The following is a 21,168-nucleotide window of genomic DNA, read 5'->3' as shown; positions in this document are numbered from 1 at the left end:
TCTCTAAAAAAGAGTTTTGTTTCCCTAATTATGTATTTTTTGAGTCTTCTTCTTTGTCTTTAGATCCAGGGCTGCATCAAGCTGGATACCTTGTTGAGCAAGGCTTCCAAAAAATATTAAGCTAGCAAAATAAGGGAAAAGACCTATAGACAGCAAGTTTCCTAAAAATGAGGTGCGTTTGCCCTGTCTTTGTAGTTCTTGAGCTATTAACTCTTGAGCGCGTGCTTCAATTTTCTTTTGACGTTCTATCGGTAGCTCTTTAATTTTGTCTCTCAAACTTTTCCCCATTGCCCCTTGAATCCTCCCCTAAGTTTAAAAGATGACTTTTATATCGCGCATCAGCTTTTTTGATTAATTCTTTATAAAAACGCTTTTGGCCAACACCCGATTTATTACCTGCTACGAGTAAGATTGCTTGTCTTGTTGGGTCAAAAGCGAATGCTACACGCCAAACACCACCATTAGCATTAAACCTTAACTCTTTCATATTCGTGTATTGGGAACCATTGAGTGTGTCAGCATGAGGACGTTTTAGCTGTGAGCCAAATGTTTCTAATAGCTTTGCTGTAGCTAGTAGTTCATCTTGTACTTCTTCAGATAAATCCTCAAATTCTGATGCAAAATCATCATGAAATTCAACGTTCCACACTAATCTATTATTAATAATAAGACATATATTTTCAACAGTATAGCAGGTCAATAAAAGAACTATCTACTTCATAGCCTTTCCCGACATCGCCCAAAAAGCTCCTAACACAGAGCATTTAGCCCCTTAGTCACTTTATTTAGTTTTTCCCTGCTTAAAGCCTTCCCCACTAAGGAACTCTTCATTTATCAGCAACAGGATTTTATCTGTGGAATTTTTGCCAATTCCCCAGTTACCAATCCCCAACGAATTCAAAAAAAGCAAATCTTGGTAGGGATTCTGGGATATCCTTAGATAAGTGAAAGATTTGCCAAAAATAGTAAGAATGAAGCTGGCAGCAAGAGTAAGTCAGGTAACACCTTCATTAACCTTAGCGATCGCAGCCAAGGCTAAGGCACTGAAGGCGGAAGGAATAGATGTTTGTAGTTTTAGCGCTGGAGAACCAGATTTTGATACCCCGGCGCATATTAAAGCCGCAGCAGTCAAAGCTTTGGAAGAAGGCAAAACCAAATATGGTGCAGCAGCCGGAGAACCAAAGTTAAGGGAAGCGATCGCCCACAAGCTTAAAACCGACAACGGTCTTGATTACAAGTCAGAGAATGTCATCGTCACTAATGGCGGTAAACATTCTCTGTACAACTTAATCGTGGCGCTAATCGATCCAGGTGATGAGGTAATTATCCCTGCACCTTACTGGCTAAGTTATCCCGAAATGGTGACTTTGGTCGGTGGAGTCCCGGTAATTGTGCCTACAGATGCCACGACGGGTTATAAAATTACTCCCGAACAACTCCGTAAAAAAATCACGCCAAAGACAAAGTTATTTATCCTCAACTCCCCATCTAATCCTACAGGGATGGTTTACACGCCAGATGAAATCAAAGCACTGGCGCAGGTAGTAGTTGATGCAGATATCTTTGTTGTCTCTGATGAGATTTACGAAAAGATTCTCTACGACGGTGCAGAACATATCAGCATCGGTTCTCTGGGGAAGGAAATTTTTGACCGGACTTTGATTAGTAATGGGTTTGCGAAGGCTTATTCTATGACTGGGTGGAGACTTGGTTATTTAGCGGGGCCTGTGGAAATCATTAAAGCAGCGAGTTCCATCCAAGGGCATAGTACATCTAACGTGTGTACCTTTGCCCAATATGGTGCGATCGCAGCTTTAGAAAGTTCTCAAGATTGTGTCGAAGAAATGCGCCAAGCCTTCGCTAAACGCCGACAGGTAATGCTAGACAGACTCAACGCTATTCCCGGATTGAGTACCGCAAAACCAGATGGCGCTTTTTATCTGTTCCCTGATATCAGCAAAACCGGTCTAAAATCCCTAGAATTTTGTGACGCGTTGCTGGAAGAACATCAAGTTGCAGTCATTCCCGGAATTGCTTTTGGCGCTGATGACAACATTCGCCTTTCTTACGCCACAGATATGGCGACGATTGAAAAGGGAATGGATAGATTAGAGAAATTTGTCAAGTCGCGTATTTAGTTGGTTGTCATTTGTCAGTTGTCACTTGTCATTTGTGAGGAGAATTTATCAACTCTTCAACTTTTTAACTCCACCTTTTCGACTCAGAACTGGTGGAGTTCATTTTTAAACCTCAAGTTCCGAGTTCCGAAGCTGAAGTTCCGAGTTCTGAAGCTGAAGTTTCGAGTTCTGAAGCTGAAGTTTCGAGTTCCGAAGCTGAAGTTTCGAGTTCCGAAGCTCAAGTTTCGTGTTCTGAAGCTGAAGTTTCGAGTTCCGAAGCTCAAGTTTCGTGTTCTGAAGCTGAAGTTCCGAGTTCCGAAGCTGAAGTTTCGTGTTCCGAAGCTGAAGTTCCGAGTTCTGAAGCTGAAGTTCCGAGTTCCGAGGCTGAAGTTCCGAGTTCTGAAGCTGAAGTTCCGAGTTCTGAAACTCAAGTTCCGAGTTCCGAAGCTGAAGTTCCGAGTTCTGAAGCTGAAGTTCCGAGTTCCGAAGCTGAAGTTCAAGAGGTTTTTAATAAAACATCGCTTGTTTCATTGGCTCTATGTCATCTAAAGAGAACTCACGGGATTCAAGATAATATAAGATTGCTTCAATAGGATCTTGTGCTTCGGTTGGGTAATGCCTTTGCTCGTATGCTTTCACAAGCGTAGTTAAAACTTCCAAGCGGTCAAACTCTGGTGTATTGAGTTCTGCATCAAACAATCTTTCAATTTCATCAAGTGCAGCACGATAATCAGCTTCGGTGTGGATAAGATGGGTTTTAAGCATAGATATTACTTCCTCAAATACTTATTGCATCTACGTTGTCGTATTCTTTAAATAGTTATGCCCGTTGAAGGCAATTATGCTGCCAACATCACCGAATATGAACAAAATATACGAAATAACTTTATTTCTTCATTCATAAAATAATCAAAACTTTGATACCGCCAAAAGTTTTGATTTCAATTTTTGGGTTGATATTTTTAGATTAGGCAACAATCGGGGAGAACTAGGGGTGTGGGAGGTGTGGGAGGTGTGGGAGGTGTGGGAGGTGTGGGAGGTGTGGGAGGATGGGGAAGAAGTCTTACCCCCCACACTCCCCACACTCCCCACACTCCCCACACTCCCCACACTCCCCACACTCCTCTGCCTCTTCCCATGCGCCCTCACCTCTACATCAACTGCATCTCCTGCAACCCCTGACGTAGCCTCTTCGCCTCTTCGGGATTATACCTTTCGTGAAGGGCGATCGCTTTTTTAAAAGCTGCTAAACTATCTTGATGATTGCCAATTTTGAGCAGCACTACCCCCAAATTTTGATATGCTTCGGCATAGTTGGGATTTAACGCGATCGCATGTTGATAATATACGATCGCATCTGCAAACAAACCCAAAGCCTTAAATGTCATCGCCAAATTATAATGTCCAAAAACAAAAGTAGGATCGATTTTCAAAGCTGTGGTATAAGCAGTTTTCGCACCGTTGAAATCTCCTGCTGCTTTGAGTAAATTACCCAAGTTGTTGTATGCTCCTAGTTTGAGCATAGGATAAATTGGCAATTTGATGGCAGCTTGATAGTGAGAAATCGCCTGTGGGGATTTTTGCAACCGACTGTAGGCAATGCCTAAATGATAGTGGAGTTCATATAAAATATCGTAGTTGTCTTCAGCAACGGTGATTCCATGTCTGAGCAAATCCATACCTTGAGAAATTTTCCCAGTTTGCACATACAACGCCCCTAATTTACTGCAAACATAAGGGTCATTAGGATGAGTTGCGAGAAACCCTTCCATTGCTGTAGCGGCTTTGGCATATTTGTTATTTTGAGCGATCGCACTTTTTTGATATCCTGTGTGTACAAGTGCAACCCCAGGTAAATAACCTATTTGCCAGTGGGGTTCTCTGGTTAAAATTTCCGACACACTATCATCTACCAAGGCATGGTAAGGACGGTCAAAATGAATATCTGGATGATTGCGGAATAGCCTGGAAACCAGAGAATAGGGAGATTGTTCTGCACCAACTTCCTGACGGACGAGGTTGATGAGCAAATATTCATCTCTTGCGATCGCCTCTCGCAACTGCGGTACAATTGCTGAAGTCAGAGTTTCATCAGCATCTAATACCAAAATCCAATCACTAGTTACATATTTGAGAGCTGCATTGCGGGCAGCACTGAAATCATTACACCATTTAAAATGATGGACTTTTGCACCGAGTTGTTGGGCAATATTGGGAGTGCGATCGATTGAGCCTGTATCCAAGACTATCATTTCATCCACTACTTTTCTCACACTGCTCAGGCATTTAGGCAGTGTTGCTGCTTCGTTTTTCACAATCATGCATAGACTCAAACTCATAATTTAAAACTTGGGAGTGGGGAGTAGTGAATAGAGGGAAGGGAGATGAGAAAGTAACATCTTTACTTCCTATTCCCTTTAACAGTGATAGACTCTGCATAGTGGAAAATTTGCCTCAATTGTGAAATGTTACAATCAAGGCTTTTCTATCGAGGATAAACACTGACAGATGGTGTCAATAATCACAGTGTAATGGATAAACTGTCAATATAAATCACCAGTGTCAATTTATGCCAATCCATCTGATTTTACAGGTAATATAAAATTGCTAGCGTAGACATAGCCCGTCCTAGACATCGCATCAGGGAGTATTACCTGAATCTGGATTGGACTAATTATTTAGCTGTTATTACCCATTTTTTATGATTATATAACTATAATACACATTATCTAAAAGTCATATATGTAATGAAAAACTCACTTACCAGAACATTCCAAAAATATTTGCGATCGCTGAACCGTTGGTTTTCAAATACACCAGAAAGGGCACTTTTAGAAGCTTACGAAGCAGCTCAGAGAATTAAAAACATTGAGAACGAACATTTTGATAACAAAAAAATATCGTTACAATCAGTAAAGTATACTGAAAATGTCATGTCTTATTGGCAAGTATATCTTAATAAGAACCTAACTATTATTAAGATCAGGCTTGCAGAATTCCAGCTTAGTCGCGGAATTGTCAATATCTCTAATTCTGTTTTATTAGAAAAATTGAAGGTTATTGATGAAGTAGTAGAGAAATATGCTATCAAAGATGAGGTAATTAATAATAATTCCTTATTGTCAAATTATCAGCCTTTAAGCATTAATGAGAACGAAATAAAAAAACAGCTAGATTCATCTAACATAAATGATACTCAAGTTAAAGCTCCAATTCCAAAAAGTAGACTGAATAAGAGTTTTATTGGCAGAAGAATTAATAAAATTCAAGCAGATTTTGCACCGCAGACAGAAGAAGAGTTTCTCAGAAATTATCGCCTTTCTAAAGGTAGAACAATAATTGCCTTGCGATTTTTGATAGTTCTCATTCTTGTACCGCTTTTAACTCAATATTTATCTAAAGAATTTATAGTAACTCCAATATTAGAAAGGGTTAGAGGTGATAATACAACTCAAATCTTTATCAATTCTGACATGGAAAAAGAAGCTCTCCATCAATTACATAATTTTCAAGAAGAACTGAGATTTGAATATTTTCTTAATCAAGCACCACCACTTTCTTCAGAGTTAACACAAGAAAAAATCAAAAGTAAAGCAATTGAAATTTCTGAAGAATTTAGCAAAAAAAGTAATAGCAGTATTAGTAATGGTTTTGCTGATTTAATCTCACTCTTTTCTTTTGGTATAGTTATCGCCATGAGCAAAAGAGAAATTGTGATTCTTAAGTCTTTTATGGATACCATTGTCTCTGGTCTCAGCGATAGTGCCAAGGCTTTTTTAATTATTCTGTTTACAGATATATTTGTAGGATTTCACTCACCAGATGGGTGGGAAGTCCTGCTTGCGGGATTGGCAGAACATTTAGGTCTACCAGCCAGTAGAAATGTAATCTTTTTCTTTATTGCTACATTTCCTGTGATTTTAAACACTATCTTTAAATACTGGATATTCCGCTATCTCAGTCGTTTATCTCCATCGTCATTAGCTACATTAAAAGAGATGGACGAGTAATTTGTAATTATAGAATGCCCAAATTCACTTACTTTGAGTACAGAATATATTTCTTACCAGAAATCAATTAATTACAAATTACCTTAGCAACGCAGGAGCATCATTACGAATTACGAATTACGAATTACGAATTACGAATTACGAATTATTTTCACGCATTTGTATTTTGATTCGCTAGGCTATGTATATCCTGGTTTTTCCGAAATATACTATGGATTTTGAAAGCAAAGCTAATGCCTCAACTCCTACAGACAACATAGAGTTTGCTCAACCAACTACTACCCGTAAGCCACTAGAATTGCTGCGAGATACCGAGGCTTTGCTTCGTCGCCCAACTGTAGCGAAACTGTCGCCGATTTTGCCACCAAAACTGAGCAATAGATTCCAAGCAACCTCATCTTTGGCGGATGACTCCTTTAAAGAACTGGCAGAAATTGACCTAAATACTATTAGTGATTTTGAACTGCGTCCGGCACGAATTCTTGTTGGCTTGAGCCTTGTTGGTTTTGGGGCACTGATGATATTGGTGCTGCTGCTATACTTAAACACATTGCATCCAAAAACCAGTACAGTTGTGCAGATTCGGCAATATTGGTATCAATATATTTGGTTTGTCTGTTTAGGTATCACGGGGATGTTTATCTTGGGACGTGAAGCAATGCGTCCTATGCCAAAGCGACGGAAGTAAGTAGATGAGAATAAATCGAAGTAGATTAAGTAATGTAAGAAATCTTGAGATTAGTTCGTAGTGTTCGCGCAGCGTCTCAAAGAGACGCTACGCGAACACTACAAACTTTTAATTATTTACGCCGCTTTACTTAACTTTCAGGAATTAATCGCTTCAAAATGTGCTTGTGTATTAAATAGCTGTTAGGAGATTTTATATATGAATCATGATGCTTTCATTGTTCCGCCAGGTTCAAAAATTTCTCTGAAAAAAAACTATGACCCAGCTTATAAAACTGATTTTCATCAAAAAACTGATGCTGCAACCAAATTACAGGTAGATATTGAACGACTAGCTAATTACCAAAATATTCTCTATGCTCAAAACACCTATGCTCTGTTGATTATTTTTCAGGCAATGGATGCTGCTGGCAAAGACAGCACTATTAAACACGTAACTTCTGGTGTTAATCCGCAGGGATTTCAGGTGTTTAGTTTTAAGGGCCCCAGTGCGGAAGAATTAGACCATGACTACTTGTGGCGCTCAATGAAAGCTCTGCCAGAAAGAGGAAGAATTGGCATATTCAACCGTTCATACTATGAAGAAGCGCTAGTGGTTCGCGTCCATCCAGAAATGCTTCAAAAACAACAGCTTCCTCGCTTCCCGAATGGAAATAAGATATGGAAGCAGCGTTTTGAAGAAATCAATAACTTTGAAAAATATTTGGTTAATAATGGTGTAATCATTCTGAAGTTTTTTCTAAATGTCTCTAAATCAGAGCAGAAAAAACGCTTTTTAGAGCGAATTGACTCTCCTGATAAAAATTGGAAGTTTTCAGATAATGATGTCCGAGAACGAGCTTTTTGGGATGATTATATGAATGCTTATGAAGAGGTTTTTAATAATACGAGTACTAAATGGGCGCCGTGGTATATTATTCCTGCCGATCGCAAATGGTTTACCCGCCTGACTGTTGCCAATATTATCTGCACAAAATTAGAAGAACTAAATCTGCAATACCCAACAGTTAGTGAGGAACATAAACAGCAGCTTTTGGAGGCGAAACGTATTCTAGAGCAGGAAGATTAACCTGTGAATTTGATAGGTAAAGGCAAAAAATGCAGAAGTAGTCTTAGATATACGGTATAATACACATAATTAAAAATAAAAAATTGTAACTTAATTAATGCTATTTGTAACTAAAGAAGTTACGCAGATAGTCATAGGCGCAAAATCATGATTGAGATGGCAGAAAATGCCAAAAATCATCCCCCTCACTTTACTAATGCTGCCTTTGATATAGTAGCGATCGCAGCCTCAGCAGGCGGACTGACTGCTATAGTTAAAGTGCTATCGACTCTACCCGCAGAATTTCCAGCCGCGATCGCTATTGTGCAACACCTGGCTCCCGAACATCCGTCGTTTATGGCAGAAATTCTCAGTCGGCGCACAAATATTACTGTCAAACAGGCAGAGGAGGGAGATTGTCTTACTCCAGGAACGGCTTACGTTGCTCCACCCGATCGTCACTTATTGGTTAACGGTGACGGTACACTTTCCTTATCACAGTCAAAATTAGTACATTTTTTACGTCCTTCGGCTGACTTATTATTTGAATCGGTTGCAGCCACTTACAAAGACAAAGCGATCGCCCTTGTATTAAGTGGAACGGGTAGCGACGGCGCGATGGGAGTAGAAGCAATCAAAAAAATGGGCGGTACTGTCATTGTCCAAGACGTAAAAACCGCCGAATTTTCCGGGATGCCCTCCGCCGCAATTCAAACTGGCAATGTAGATTTTATTCTCCCCCTTGATGAAATTTCCAGCACCCTGGTGGGTTTGGTCATGGGAGAATCTAACTAAGCTCAGAGGCAGAGAAGATTTATTTTAAAGTAGAATTTGGTGTCACCATAGTTTAATGAGCCTTTGATACTCATTAATGAGGCTTTGAACTCCTTTAATGAGCCTTTGATATTCATTAATGAGGCTTTGAACTCCTTTAATGAGGCTTTGATACTCATTAATGAGGCTTTGAACTCCTTTAATGAGGCTTTGATACTCATTAATGAGGCTTTGAACTCCTTTAATGAGCCTTTGATACTCATTAATGAGGTTTAGAACTCCTTTAATGAGCCTTTAATACTCATTAATGAGGCTTTGAACTCCGTTAATGAGTGTTTGATACTTATGGACGCAAATCAGAACTCTACTCCTTTGCCCCTGCCCTCTGCCCCTCCCTAACCTATGACTTCCGCAGAAAAAGATCCTAAATTTGAAAATCTACTGGTTTATCTCAGACAGAGCCGGGGATTTGATTTTACAGGCTATAAGCGCTCGACTTTGATACGTCGGGTACTCAAGCGGATGCAGTCATTAACCATAGAAAACTTTGAAGAATATCAAGACTATCTAGAAGTTTATCCAGAAGAATTCAATTATCTTTTCAACACTATCCTAATTAACGTCACTGCTTTTTTTCGAGATTCATCAGCTTGGGAATATATAGCAGAGCAAATATTGCCTAATCTGATTAAGAATAAAAAAACTTCCGATCCAATCCGCATCTGGAGCGCTGGCTGTGCTTCTGGGGAAGAAGCTTATACCTTGGCAATGTTGATGGCCCAAATATTGGGAGCAGAGGAATTTCGCCAACGAGTGAAAATCTACGCCACAGATGTAGATGAAGATGCTCTCAACCAGGCTAGGCAAGCTGTGTATTCAGCAAAAGATATCCAAGCTGTGCCAGATGAACTGCGCCATAAATACTTTGAGATTATCGGAAACCGCTATGTCTTCCGCCAAGACTTGCGCCGTTCAGTGATTTTTGGTCGCCACGATTTGCTTCAGGATGCGCCCATTTCGCGCTTAGATTTATTAGTCAGCCGCAATACATTAATGTATTTTAATTCTGAAACTCAAGGGCGAATTCTGGCGCGGTTTCATTTTGCACTCAATAATAATGGCTATCTGTTTTTGGGAAAAGCAGAAATGCTATTGATGCATTCTAATCTGTTTACGCCACTGGACTTGAAAAACCGAATATTTACTAAAGTATCGACGGTGAATTTACGCGATCGCCTCCTTGTTATGGCAAATTCAGTAGATGACGAATCTAGCAGCCGTTTGTCTCGAAACCTCCGGCTGCGAGAGATGGGTTTTGATGCAGCCCAAATCGCCCAAATAATCATTGATATCAATGGCACTCTGGTAATGGTGAACGAGCAGGCACGGATTTTGTTCGCCCTTTCTCCCAAAGATTTAGCTCGTCCCTTCCAGGATCTAGAACTTTCCTATCGCCCTGTTGAATTGCGATCGCTAATCGAACGGGCTTATACCGAACGCCGCCCTGTCAGCCTAACAAATGTAGAGCGTTATTTATCTAACACAGAAATCCAATATCTGGATGTGCAAATTACGCCTTTACAAGAAACAGATACCAGTTTTTTAGGGGTCAGTATCTCCTTTCATGATGTCACCCGTTATATTAAACTCCAAGATGCCCTGCAACGATCGCAACAGGAATTAGAAACTACTAATGAAGAACTGCAATCTACCAATGAAGAATTAGAAACTACTAATGAAGAACTGCAATCTACTAATGAAGAATTAGAAACTACTAACGAAGAATTACAATCTACTAATGAAGAATTGGAGACGATGAATGAAGAGCTTCAATCTACTAATGAAGAATTACAGACAATTAATTACGAACTGAGCGATCGCACCACAGAACTGAATCGCATAAATATTTTCCTCGCCTCTATTCTCAAGAGTTTCCAAACGGGAATAGTAGTAATTGACAGTAGCTTTAATATCTCTATTTGGAATTATATGGTCGAAGATTTATGGGGCTTGCGGACTGATGAAGTGATTGGAAAATCTATCTTCAGCCTAGACATTGGCCTACCAGTCGAGCAGTTGCGATCGCCCATCCGCGACTCTCTATCCGGTAAAAAACAGTTTCAAGAAATTATCCTTGATGCTACCAATCGTCGGGGTAGGCAAATAAAATGTTACCTAGCAATCACTCCGCTGCTTGGCATTGAAATGCAAGGAGCAGTTTTAATGATGGTAGATATTGAGAGAGTCAATAGTATGATTTCTACTCAAGAGATGGAAGAACGGCGGCAGCAGGAATGAAGGAGGCAGGGGAGCAGGGGAGCAGGGGAGGCAGGGGAGGCAGGGGGAGAAAAGAACTTGATTTTCTGACGATAAATCCCGCAAAGTTTCTTTGGTGGACTAATAGTTTAAACTATTGAAAAATCCAAAATCCAAAATCCAAAATCCAAAATTGATTGACTCTGTGCTTACTCAGTTACCGACTATCAACGTCCTAAAACAGCCCACTAGTTCTGCTTGGGTTGAACAAGCGATCGCTAATTTAGATATCATCTTACTCGACCACTCCCACTGCGAACGCAAAGCAGCAGGCGTAGCCTTGAACATGATGTTTCGCTACCCTTCCAATACTAAAATGGTTCGGGAGTTAACTGCGATCGCCCGCGAAGAATTAGAACACTTTGAGCTAGTTAACCAATGGTTAGAACGCCGGAATATTCCCCTAGCTCCCCTACCACCACCTCCCTATGGCGCGGGTTTAAAAGCTCAAGTACGCCCCAAAGAACCTGAGCGATTTCTGGATTCCTTACTAGTCACTGGTTTAATTGAAGCTCGCTCTCACGAGCGCTTGGGACTATTAGCTGCTCACTGTCCAGAGCCAGAGTTAGCAAAATTTTATCGTGGGCTAATGGCATCCGAAGCGCGTCACTACGGTATATATTGGGTTTTAGCTGCTACTTATTTCGACAAAGAAATTGTCATGCAGCGGCTTGATGAATTAGCAATTGTCGAAAGCGAGTTGCTAGCGACTTTGCATCCAGAACCTAGAATTCACAGTTAGTAGACTAACCCAACAGATATGAAGCTTCAGCTAACACACCTGAGACTGCTTGTCTCCAATTACAAAGATTCTTTTCTGTTTTACCGGGATCTGCTGAAATTTGATGTCGATTGGGGCGATGAAGATAGCGGATATGCTGAGTTTAATACCGGATATCTCAAGCTGGGTTTGCTCAAACAAGAATTAATGGCTGAAGTAGTCCCAAGAATTGAACAGCCTTCATACGTTGTCAATCGAGATAAAGTTGTCTTGATTTTGGCAGTGGATAATGTGGATGAGGTCTATGAGCAAGTAAAGGCTCAAAATGCGCTCGTTGTGACTCAACCACAAGATCGTCCAAGCTGGGGAATCCGCACAGCTCATTTGCGCGATCCTGATGGCAATCTGATCGAAATCTACAACAATCTCGGAATTATCAGTTAAAAGTCTGCCAACAACGTTATGAAGTAATTAATCATGAATTAGCATGATACAGAAATGGCTTTCTATTGTTGGCATTGGGGAAGATGGATTACAAGGGTTAAGCGCGATCGCTCGTTCTCTAGTCGATCGAGCGAAAGTAATTGTGGGAGGCGATCGCCATTTAGCAATGCTCCCTACAGACGATCGACGTGAGAAACTAGTCTGGTCATCTCCCATTAGCACTTCTGTAGACGAAATCATCCAGCGTCGGGGGCAGTCAATCTGCGTACTCGCAAGCGGCGATCCGATGTGTTACGGCATTGGTGTCACCTTGATGCGGCGAATTCCTGTCTCTGAAATGACGATTATCCCCGCACCTTCAGCCTTCAGCCTCGCCTGTGCCAGGGTGGGATGGTCTTTGACTGAGGTAGAAACCTTGAGTTTGAATGGTCGTCCATCCTCTCTACTCCAGTCTTATATCTATCCAAAAGCGCGGCTGTTGATTTTGAGTGAAGGTAAAGACACACCCGCCATTGTTGCTCAAATTTTGACAAATCGCGGCTATGGTGGCAGTAAAATCACCGTATTGGAGCGTATGGGCGGCGCTCATGAAAGAATTGTAGAAGGTACGGCCGCATCTTGGAGTGAAACTGAAGTTGCAGTGTTGAATGCGATCGCAGTTGATTGTATTGCTGATACTGGGGTTATCCCATTACCAAGATTGCCAGGATTGCCAGATAACGCCTACCACCACGATGGACAATTAACGAAGCGTGAAGTTAGGGCAATTACCCTAGCAGCTTTGGCTCCCACACCAGGAGAATTATTGTGGGATGTGGGTGCGGGTTGCGGCTCAATTTCAATTGAATGGATGCGGAGTAATGCGCGATGTCGAGCGATCGCGATCGAACAAAATTCTTCTAGACTACTGTATATTGCTGATAATGCCGCCACTCTCGGTACTCCAAATCTGCAAATCATTGAAGGTAAAGCGCCCCATACCCTGAAAGATTTGCCAGCACCAGATGCTATTTTTATTGGTGGTGGGGTGACAGCAACGGGACTTTTTGATGTTTGCTGGGAAGCACTGCGGCCGGGTGGACGTTTAGTGGCCAATGTTGTCACAGTAGAGGGTGAGCAAACTTTATTTCAATGGTATGAACGAGTCGGTGGCGATTTAACTCGTATTGCCATTCAGCGAGCGGAACCTATTGGTAAATTTTTAGGTTGGCGAGCAATGGCGCCTGTGACGCAATGGGTAGTAGTGAAGTCTTAAAAATTGAATAAAGTTGTGAGTGCGTAGACGCTTCTCCTGTCGGAGACGCTACGCGAACGTCTTGTCGCAGACATCGCTTTTGTAATTTGGTGATAGCTTACGTAAATTCCCGTTTTGTTATACACACTATAGTTTGTAAAATGTGTCTTGCTGTCAAAACTATGAACAATTTTGAGTATATTCTCTACCTCTAGATACAGCAAAATGAATATCTGTCTGCGGTTAAGATATCTAAGACTTATTTCCAATCACAGCATTTTTCGATTTTTGAATAAACTAAACATAAATAGCCGCTCATTACCCGTTAATACACTGATATTCTTATACCTCATTTACGTACAATCTGCTACCAATCGGTTATTAATAACCCTACTTTTTAACACCTGACAAAATTCCATTACTCACTGATAGTAGCTACTATGCTCTGGGTATACTAAACCAGAGAAAGAAAATTATCATAACTAAATGCAATGCTAGTAGAATCAGATAAAGTATTTCCTATACTTGGCTATCGCATTATTAAGCAATTATATTCAGGTAAAAAAACCTTAGTTTATCGAGCCATCAGAGAAAAAGATCGGCAATCAGTCATTTTAAAATTGATGCGTAATGAAGATCCTAACTTTGCTGAAATTAATCAGTTTCACAATCAATACACTATTACCCAAAATCTTGATATTCCAGGCATAGTCAAACCAATAAACCTAGAAAAATATCACAATAGATATGTGATAGTAATGGAAGATTTTGGTGGTGTTGCCCTTAATCTCTGGCAGCAAGAAGAGCAGAAAAAAGGAAATTATTCTGTTTCATTGAGTGAGTTTCTCGGTATTGCCATTGAAATTAGTGCAACTTTAGAACAGCTACATCGCCATCGCATCATTCACAAAGATATCAAACCTGCTAACATTTTGATTCATCCGATAACAGGTAAGACTAGAATCATCGATTTTAGTATTGCTACTCTATTACCAAAAGAAATTCAATTTCTCACAAATCCCAACGTCCTAGAAGGTACTCTAGCTTATATTTCCCCTGAACAAACAGGACGCATGAATCGAGGTATAGACTACCGTACCGACTTTTATTCTTTGGGTATCACCTTCTTTGAACTCCTAACAGGGCAGTTACCCTTCAGTACAACTGACCCGATGGAGTTAGTCTACTCTCACATTGCCAAAGAACCGCCACAAGCCAGCCATATTAACTCCAATATTCCCACAATTTTATCTGATATTATCAGCAAGCTGATGGCAAAAAATGCCGAAGACCGATATCAGAGCGCTCATGGACTCAGGTATGACTTGGAGAGATGTCAAAACCAATGGCAAGAGAAAGGAAATATTACAGCCTTTGAATTAGGAATTGGGGATATCTCAAATCATTTTGCCATTCCTGAAAAACTTTATGGTCGTCAAAGAGAGATTGAAATTCTCCTCACTACTTTTGACCGGGTGACAAAGGGAAGCACGGAAATGATTTTAGTCTCTGGTTACTCAGGGATTGGTAAAACTGCTGTGGTTAATGAAGTCCACAAACCCATTGCCAGACAGCGTAGTTACTTCATCAAAGGAAAATTTGACCAATTCCAACGTGACATCCCATTGTCAGGATTGGTGCAAGCTTTGCGAGATTTAATTAGCCAAATACTTTCCGAAACAGACGCCCAAATTCAACAGTGGAAAACCAAAATTTTATCGGCATTGAGTACGCAATCTCAGGTAATCATTAATGTAATTCCTGAACTTGAAATAATTATTGGCAAACAACCCCCATCTGCTGAACTTGCTGGTAGCGCGGCTCAAAATCGCTTCAATTTATTGTTCCAGAGATTTATCCAAGTGTTCTCTACTAAAGCTCATCCTCTGGTCATCTTTCTAGATGATTTGCAATGGGCTGATACGGCTTCCTTGAAGTTTATTCAATTATTAATGGATGGAACTTCTTCTCGGTTTGCTAAGGATACAGAGAATCTCTCTGAAAATAAAAGTAGTTTACTACTAATTGGTGCCTATAGAGATAATGAAGTCTCAAATCTACATCCGCTACATTTAACACTACAAGAAATTGTCAACACAGGAGGAGTAATTAATACAATTAAACTCTTACCTTTAAGTCAGATTGATTTAAATCATCTAATTGCTGATACGCTGCGTTGTCCAGAAGTCATTGCTGTGCCTCTGACTCAAATGGTGTTTTTCAAAACTAAAGGAAACCCCTTCTTTACATCTCAATTTCTCAAACTATTATATGATGACGGACTAATTGAATTAGATTTTGATGCAGGACATTGGAAGTACGATATTACCAAAATTAAAACATTATCTCTTACAGATGATGTCGTAGAGTTTATGGGCATACAAATAGGGAAATTGCCCCAAAATGTACAAAATGTATTAAAAATATCTGCTTGTATTGGTAATGAGTTTGACTTAAAAACATTGTCACTTGTTAATGAAAAATCTTTAATAGATACTGCCTCTGACTTATGGCAAGCATTACTTGAAGGACTGATTATACCTCAGAAAGATGGTTATAATTTTACACCAGAAACTGATAGACAACTATTAAGCTTTTCAACTAGAGAATCGGAAAATTTATCACTTACTAATACCCAACTACCAAAATATAAATTCGTACATGATAGAGTTCAGCAAGCAGCTTATTCTCTAATTCCCAAAGACCAAATCAAGCAGATGCACTTAAAAATTGGGCTGCTTCTCTTGAAAAATACCCCAGTTGCAGAACGGGAAGAAAATATTTTTGAGCTTGTAAATCATTTCAATATTGCAGCTGAATTTATCACTCATCAAGCTAAACGTAATGAGTTAGCTGAAATGAGTCTAATTGCTGGGCGTAAAGCTTTAGTATCAACAGCTTATTCATCGGCACTTAAGTATTTAACTGCTGGCATTGAGCTACTAGCAAATGATAGTTGGGAGATGAAATATGAGCTAACTCTAGCTTTGTATGAAATAACAACAGAAGCAGCATACTTAGCTGGTGACTTTGAGCAGATGGAGAAATTGGCAAAGGTGGTATTAGTAAAAGCTAAAACACTCTTAGAAAAAGTGAAAGTCTATGAAGTAAAAATTCAGGCTTATGGCGCACAGGGTCAAGCACTAGAAGCTGTTAACCTTGCACTAGCATTTTTAAAATTATTAGGAGTAGACTTTCCCTGTAATCCTCAGCACTCTGATATTGAAATAGCATTAGCAGAAACAGCATCGCATCTAAGCGGCAGGAGTATTGAAGACTTAATTAACTTACCCCAAATGACGGACTCTCGGTCATTAGTAGTGATACGTATATTATCTAATATAACTGCTTTTACCTACACAGCTGTTCCCACATTGTTTCCATTAATAGTTCTGAATCAGACCAACTTATCGATTAAATATGGCAATGCATCTTTATCTGCATTCGTGTATGTTGCTTATGGGGTTATATTGTGCAGTGTAGTGGGAGATATTGAGTCTGGCTATAGATTTGGCAAGCTGGCTGAAAGTATGTTGACCAAATTCCAAACTCAAGAAGTTATGCTGAAGGTAATTCAAACATTTAACCAACTCATCAAACCCTGGAAAGAACATGTTAGAAATACATTAAAACCTCTAATAGAAGTTTACTCTAATAATTTGGAAACAGGAGATTTAGAATTCGGGGCTTATTGTCTTTATACGTGCTCACTTCATGCATATTTTATTGGTAAGGAATTAGCTCCTCTTGAGCGGGAAATGGTAACACATAGCAATGCTATAAAACAAATCAAACAAGAGCGAGTTTTTCATTGGAATGAAATATATCGCCAGATGGTATTGAATTTGTTAGGTTCTTCAAAAAATTCTTGCTGTTTAATTGGTGACGCATATAATGAGAAAACAATGTTACCAATTCATATTGCGGCTAATGATGGAGTTGCAATTATTTCCTTGTTTATTTGTAAGATGCAACTATGTTACCTGTTTACAGATTATTCCCAAGCACTTGAAAATTCTCTGAAGGCAGAACAGTATTTATCTGCTGGTCTAGGAATGATAATCAGTGCTCAATTCTATTTTTATGATTCATTAGTACAGCTTGCTTTTTACCCTGATGTTGATGAAAATAAACAACAAAAAATTATTAAAAAAGTTATAAAAAATCAGGAAAAAATAGCACATTGGGCACATCATGCACCAATGAATTATTTACATAAATTTCATTTAGTAGAAGCGGAACGGCATCGAGTTATTGGTCAATATCTTGAAGCAATAGATAATTATGAATGTGCTATTTCCCTTAGTAAAGAAAATGAGTACATTAACGAAGAAGCTCTTGCTTGTGAATTAGCGGCTACGTTTTATCTCAAATGGGGTAAACAAAAAATCGCCCAATTATACCTCACTGATGCTTACTATTGCTATGTTCGCTGGGGAGCTTTAGCTAAAGTTTATGACTTGCAAAAACGCTATCCTCAATTACTTCTTCCCACTATTCAGCAAGAAGAACTTAGCTATTCTTACAGTGAAAAGAATCTACCTGAACTGGGTTTACACCTATCTACACTTAGCAATAAATCTACTTTGGTGACAAATGAAACTGTCATTGGTTCCAACACTAGTATTTCAGATATGTTAGATTTGGGAACTGTCATTAAAGCTTCTCAAGCAGTGTCTGGAGAGATTGAATTGGAGGCACTCCTTTCTACTTTAATGGAAGTTGTGATGGAGAATGCAGGAGCTTCTAAATGTGTGCTGATATTGAGTGAAGCTAATAACTTAGACTTAACTATTGCTGCAATTAGTTCTGCTTCCACTTTAAGAGATACTCACACAGAGTTTTTATCTATTCCTTTTGAGTCTACCGATCTTGTTCCTATTTCTTTGATTAATTATGTCAAACGAACCCAAGAAATATTAGTAATTGATGACATTAAAGATAAAGCTTATTTTGCGGTAGATAATTATATTAACCGTGAGGAACCAAAAAGCATATTATGTATTCCAATGCTTAATCAAGGTAAATTGCTGGGGCTGATTTATCTAGAAAATAATTTAACTACAGGAGCATTTACACGCGATCGCCTAGAAGTTCTCAAGCTTTTAACTATCCAAGCTGCAATCTCTTTAGAAAATGCCATTCTCTACAAGAATTTGGCTGAAGCGAATGAGCAATTGGAGGACTACAGCCATATACTAGAGGAAAAGGTGGTAGTAAGAACAGCAGAACTTAACGAAAAAAATCAGCATCTGCAAGAAGCTCTAGAAGAATTACAAAGTACCCAAAGTAAATTAATTCAAAGTGAAAAAATGTCTTCGTTAGGGCAAATGGTGGCGGGAATTGCCCATGAAATTAATAACCCGATCAATTTTATTCATGGTAACATCACTCACGCAAGTGACTATGTTGAACAATTGCTAGATTTAATTAATATTTATCAGCAACAATATCCTCATCCCTCAGCAATAGTGGAGCAAAAACTTGAGGAAATGGATGTAGAATTCTTGAGAGAAGACCTTCCAAGAGTTCTCGATTCGATGAAGGTGGGAAGTTCCCGTATCCGAAATATTATTCTGAGCTTACGTAACTTCTCTCGTCTAGATGAATCGGAAATGAAGCCTGTAAATATTCATGAAGGCATCGATAGTACTCTAATGATTTTGCAGCACCGACTCAAAGAAAAGAGCGATTGCCCAGAAATTAAAGTTTTTAAAGAATACGCACAACTACCGGATGTTATTTGCTATGCTGGCCAACTAAACCAAGTGTTTATGAATATTTTAAGTAATGCGATCGATGCTTTAGAGGACTACAAGAATAAAGAAGATTCTCCAGGCAAAAATCCTCAAATTCGTATTCGGACTGAACTAGGAGAAGTAAACACGTTGAAGATTCGGATCGCTGATAACGGCTATGGTATGACTGCACAGGTGATGCAGAAAATATTCGATCCATTTTTTACCACTAAGGCAGTAGGAAGTGGTACGGGGTTGGGGTTGTCAATTAGTTATCAAGTGGTAGTGGACAAACATAAAGGTCAGTTAAGCTGTGAATCAACTCCGGGAAAGGGGACTGAGTTTGTGATTGAGATTCCAATGCAACAGTAAGACAAGCTGTTAATACTGAAAATTTACAATACTCAGCATTCTTCATAATACGGTTCGGTTTAGAACTTCATCGAACCGTATTATGGAGATATCAAGGAACGCTTTTTACTTCTACACTTGGCGCGATCGCAAAATCATTAAGAGATGGCTGTTGTTTTGCCTGTAATTCCTGTCGGAGATTGTTGTAGGCAGATGGATCTATTGGCATCATCAATCCAAACAAGTTTCCTGGTTTGCGGTGGCTACTCAGACCCATATCCTGAAGCAATTCATCCATGTAATGGAATGTAAAAGGAGTTACACATGCTCCACTAACTAAAGCATAGGGTCTATCTTTCTTTCTCCATTCCAACTCTGCTGTTACATCCTCTAACATCTTTTGCGGGGATGGTAAAAGTAAATTTCCTTTGACATACTCTGATAACCACCTAGCACCAATTTCTGCTGATAACTGGGCAGATAAAGTATAGCCATAACCAACAAAACCCATCTGTGGAATATGAGGGTGAATGAGATGGCGGTAAAGATGGAAAGTGCCTTCCTCATCAAATACGTGCCTGTGGTACTTCTCTTCTAAAAAGGGGATATCCTGAAGAAATCCTGTGCCAAAGACAACAACATCTGCCTGTATTTGTTCGCCGTTATCCAATTCGACACCACTAGCAAAAAACTTGTCGATCTTTGTCTTGACAGCACGAATTTTACCTGCGCGTACATGCTCAAAAAAGCCTTTAGGTATCAAGCCGAGACTACAGCCGATCAATTTGTTCATCGGTTGTTTGGGCACCATCCCACAAGCATCAAGGGGAAACTGTAAGCGCAGGATAGTCTCATTTAGCCGCCAGAATGCCCACACCAGCGGCTTTCCAAAACTATGCAGCCACTTTTCCCATCCTTGAAGTTTATGATAGGGTGTCCAAATTTCTGCAAACCGAGTTAGGAAAATATACTTGATGTTGAACAAACCAAGAAAAAAGTTAGGAATTTTCCACACTGCTTCACGGAACACAAGGGTACATTCCTTGGCCTTGCTAGCTGCGAGATTTGCTAAATCGGTGGCTGATTTGCCAAAACCGACAACAACAACTCGCTTGCCCTCAATTACAGAGCCGTCATTAAAGTTGTTAGTATGTATTACCTTACCTCCGGCGGCAATGAACTCTTCCATTCCCGGTAAGTTAGGAATGTAGGGAATATCACAAAGACCATTGCACACAATCACAAAGTCGAACTCGTAATTTTGTTTTTTGATCTCCTTACCATCTTCTTGAAAGCTAACACTAACCATCCATCCAGGAGTATTTCCTGATTTACGCTCCACTTTAGTTACTTTTGCACCGAATTGAATTTTTTCTGTGACACCAAAGTGTTGGGCATAGGATTCCAGGTAAGCGCATATTTGCTCTCCTGAAGGCCATTCTGGATAAGAAGCAGGCATAGGATAGTCTGAGAAAGCATAGGTATCTCTGGGGCTTTGGATGGACAGTCCTGGGTAAGTCCTCGACCTTTCCCACACACCACCAAGTCCCTGCTGCTTCTCGAACAATGTAACCTCGTAACCTTCTTCAAGAAACGTCTTGGCTGAGACTAATCCGCTCACTCCTGCCCCAATCACGCATATTTGTTTCGTTGTCATCTTGGATTCTCCTCAATTATTATCGGACTTACGGAAAAATACACGGAGTAGGGGCAATACCCTGCGGGAAG

Annotated in this window: 15 protein-coding genes; 11 read left to right on the top strand and 4 right to left on the bottom strand. The window is 39.8% G+C overall.

Translation table 11 applies throughout. The annotated features are described in order from the left end of the window. Positions 1–24 precede the first annotated feature (24 nt). Complete coding sequence (locus V7K84_RS13490; protein ID WP_334838710.1) at positions 25–276, bottom strand: hypothetical protein; 252 nt, start codon at positions 274–276, stop codon at positions 25–27. Beyond that, the gene (locus tag V7K84_RS13485; RefSeq protein ID WP_334838708.1) at positions 260–649 is read right to left on the bottom strand and encodes a type II toxin-antitoxin system RelE/ParE family toxin; all 390 of its coding nucleotides are present in this window, start codon (positions 647–649) and stop codon (positions 260–262) included. Before V7K84_RS13485 ends, V7K84_RS13490 begins: the two co-directional genes overlap by 17 nt. Positions 650–971: 322 nt before the next feature. On the opposite strand from V7K84_RS13485, the gene V7K84_RS13480 reads away from it, so the two are divergent. Both V7K84_RS13480 and V7K84_RS13475 read left to right on the top strand, forming a co-directional pair. Further along, entirely contained in the window at positions 972–2,138 is a 1,167-nt protein-coding gene (locus V7K84_RS13480) for a pyridoxal phosphate-dependent aminotransferase (protein WP_334838707.1), read from the top strand. A gap of 92 nt (positions 2,139–2,230) precedes the next feature. After that, on the top strand, positions 2,231–2,710 hold the full coding sequence (locus V7K84_RS13475) for a hypothetical protein (RefSeq protein WP_334838705.1): 480 nt from the start codon (positions 2,231–2,233) through the stop codon (positions 2,708–2,710). 558 nt (positions 2,711–3,268) lie between these two features. On the opposite strand, the gene V7K84_RS13465 is transcribed toward V7K84_RS13475, so the two are convergent. Further along, complete coding sequence (locus tag V7K84_RS13465; RefSeq protein ID WP_334838701.1) at positions 3,269–4,438, bottom strand: tetratricopeptide repeat protein; 1,170 nt, start codon at positions 4,436–4,438, stop codon at positions 3,269–3,271. Positions 4,439–4,864: 426 nt separating this feature from the next. Here V7K84_RS13465 and V7K84_RS13460 point away from each other — a divergent pair, with 426 nt between their 5' ends. From V7K84_RS13460 to V7K84_RS13420, 9 genes are all read left to right on the top strand, one after another. After that, entirely contained in the window at positions 4,865–6,127 is a 1,263-nt protein-coding gene (locus tag V7K84_RS13460; RefSeq protein WP_334838699.1) for a proton extrusion protein PcxA, read from the top strand. A 211-nt stretch (positions 6,128–6,338) separates the two neighbouring features. Further along, positions 6,339–6,815 carry a hypothetical protein gene (locus V7K84_RS13455; RefSeq protein ID WP_334838697.1) on the top strand — a complete coding sequence of 159 codons (477 nt, stop codon included), beginning with the start codon at positions 6,339–6,341 and terminating at the stop codon, positions 6,813–6,815. Between the two features lie 198 nt (positions 6,816–7,013). After that, positions 7,014–7,883 carry a polyphosphate kinase 2 family protein gene (locus V7K84_RS13450; RefSeq protein WP_334838696.1) on the top strand — a complete coding sequence of 290 codons (870 nt, stop codon included), beginning with the start codon at positions 7,014–7,016 and terminating at the stop codon, positions 7,881–7,883. Positions 7,884–8,030: 147 nt separating this feature from the next. Further along, entirely contained in the window at positions 8,031–8,657 is a 627-nt protein-coding gene (locus tag V7K84_RS13445) for a chemotaxis protein CheB (protein ID WP_334838694.1), read from the top strand. 381 nt (positions 8,658–9,038) lie between these two features. Next, positions 9,039–10,934 (top strand): CheR family methyltransferase, encoded by a 1,896-nt coding sequence (locus tag V7K84_RS13440; protein WP_334838692.1) that lies wholly within the window; start codon positions 9,039–9,041, stop codon positions 10,932–10,934. A 163-nt stretch (positions 10,935–11,097) separates the two neighbouring features. Further along, on the top strand, positions 11,098–11,694 hold the full coding sequence (locus tag V7K84_RS13435; protein ID WP_334839021.1) for a tRNA-(ms[2]io[6]A)-hydroxylase: 597 nt from the start codon (positions 11,098–11,100) through the stop codon (positions 11,692–11,694). 18 nt (positions 11,695–11,712) lie between these two features. Further along, a complete protein-coding gene (locus V7K84_RS13430; RefSeq protein WP_334838690.1) occupies positions 11,713–12,117 on the top strand; it encodes a VOC family protein in 405 nt (134 codons plus the stop codon). 43 nt (positions 12,118–12,160) lie between these two features. Beyond that, positions 12,161–13,372, top strand: coding sequence for a precorrin-6y C5,15-methyltransferase (decarboxylating) subunit CbiE (cbiE, locus tag V7K84_RS13425; protein ID WP_334838688.1), 1,212 nt, complete (start codon positions 12,161–12,163; stop codon positions 13,370–13,372). A gap of 470 nt (positions 13,373–13,842) precedes the next feature. Further along, positions 13,843–19,461 (top strand): ATP-binding sensor histidine kinase, encoded by a 5,619-nt coding sequence (locus V7K84_RS13420; RefSeq protein ID WP_334838686.1) that lies wholly within the window; start codon positions 13,843–13,845, stop codon positions 19,459–19,461. 91 nt (positions 19,462–19,552) lie between these two features. On the opposite strand, the gene V7K84_RS13415 is transcribed toward V7K84_RS13420, so the two are convergent. Further along, the gene (locus tag V7K84_RS13415; RefSeq protein WP_334838684.1) at positions 19,553–21,097 is read right to left on the bottom strand and encodes a flavin-containing monooxygenase; all 1,545 of its coding nucleotides are present in this window, start codon (positions 21,095–21,097) and stop codon (positions 19,553–19,555) included. Positions 21,098–21,168 lie beyond the last annotated feature (71 nt).

This window comes from Nostoc sp., assembly GCF_036917315.1.
Classification (GTDB): Bacteria; Cyanobacteriota; Cyanobacteriia; order Cyanobacteriales; family Nostocaceae; genus Nostoc.
The sequence above is the reverse complement of the archived record's forward strand: the minus strand, read 5'-3'. Positions and strand labels throughout refer to the sequence as shown.

Excerpts from the sequence above, each read along its gene's own strand:
- V7K84_RS13480 (WP_334838707.1), top strand. The coding sequence starts at position 972 with ATGAAGCTGGCAGCAAGAGTAAGTCAGGTAACACCTTCATTAACCTTA.
- V7K84_RS13465 (WP_334838701.1), bottom strand. The coding sequence starts at position 4,438 with ATGATTGTGAAAAACGAAGCAGCAACACTGCCTAAATGCCTGAGCAGT.
- V7K84_RS13460 (WP_334838699.1), top strand. The coding sequence starts at position 4,865 with ATGAAAAACTCACTTACCAGAACATTCCAAAAATATTTGCGATCGCTG.
- V7K84_RS13455 (WP_334838697.1), top strand. The coding sequence starts at position 6,339 with ATGGATTTTGAAAGCAAAGCTAATGCCTCAACTCCTACAGACAACATA.
- V7K84_RS13450 (WP_334838696.1), top strand. The coding sequence starts at position 7,014 with ATGAATCATGATGCTTTCATTGTTCCGCCAGGTTCAAAAATTTCTCTG.
- V7K84_RS13445 (WP_334838694.1), top strand. The coding sequence starts at position 8,031 with ATGATTGAGATGGCAGAAAATGCCAAAAATCATCCCCCTCACTTTACT.
- V7K84_RS13440 (WP_334838692.1), top strand. The coding sequence starts at position 9,039 with ATGACTTCCGCAGAAAAAGATCCTAAATTTGAAAATCTACTGGTTTAT.
- V7K84_RS13430 (WP_334838690.1), top strand. The coding sequence starts at position 11,713 with ATGAAGCTTCAGCTAACACACCTGAGACTGCTTGTCTCCAATTACAAA.
- cbiE (WP_334838688.1), top strand. The coding sequence starts at position 12,161 with ATGATACAGAAATGGCTTTCTATTGTTGGCATTGGGGAAGATGGATTA.
- V7K84_RS13420 (WP_334838686.1), top strand. The coding sequence starts at position 13,843 with ATGCTAGTAGAATCAGATAAAGTATTTCCTATACTTGGCTATCGCATT.
- V7K84_RS13415 (WP_334838684.1), bottom strand. The coding sequence starts at position 21,097 with ATGACAACGAAACAAATATGCGTGATTGGGGCAGGAGTGAGCGGATTA.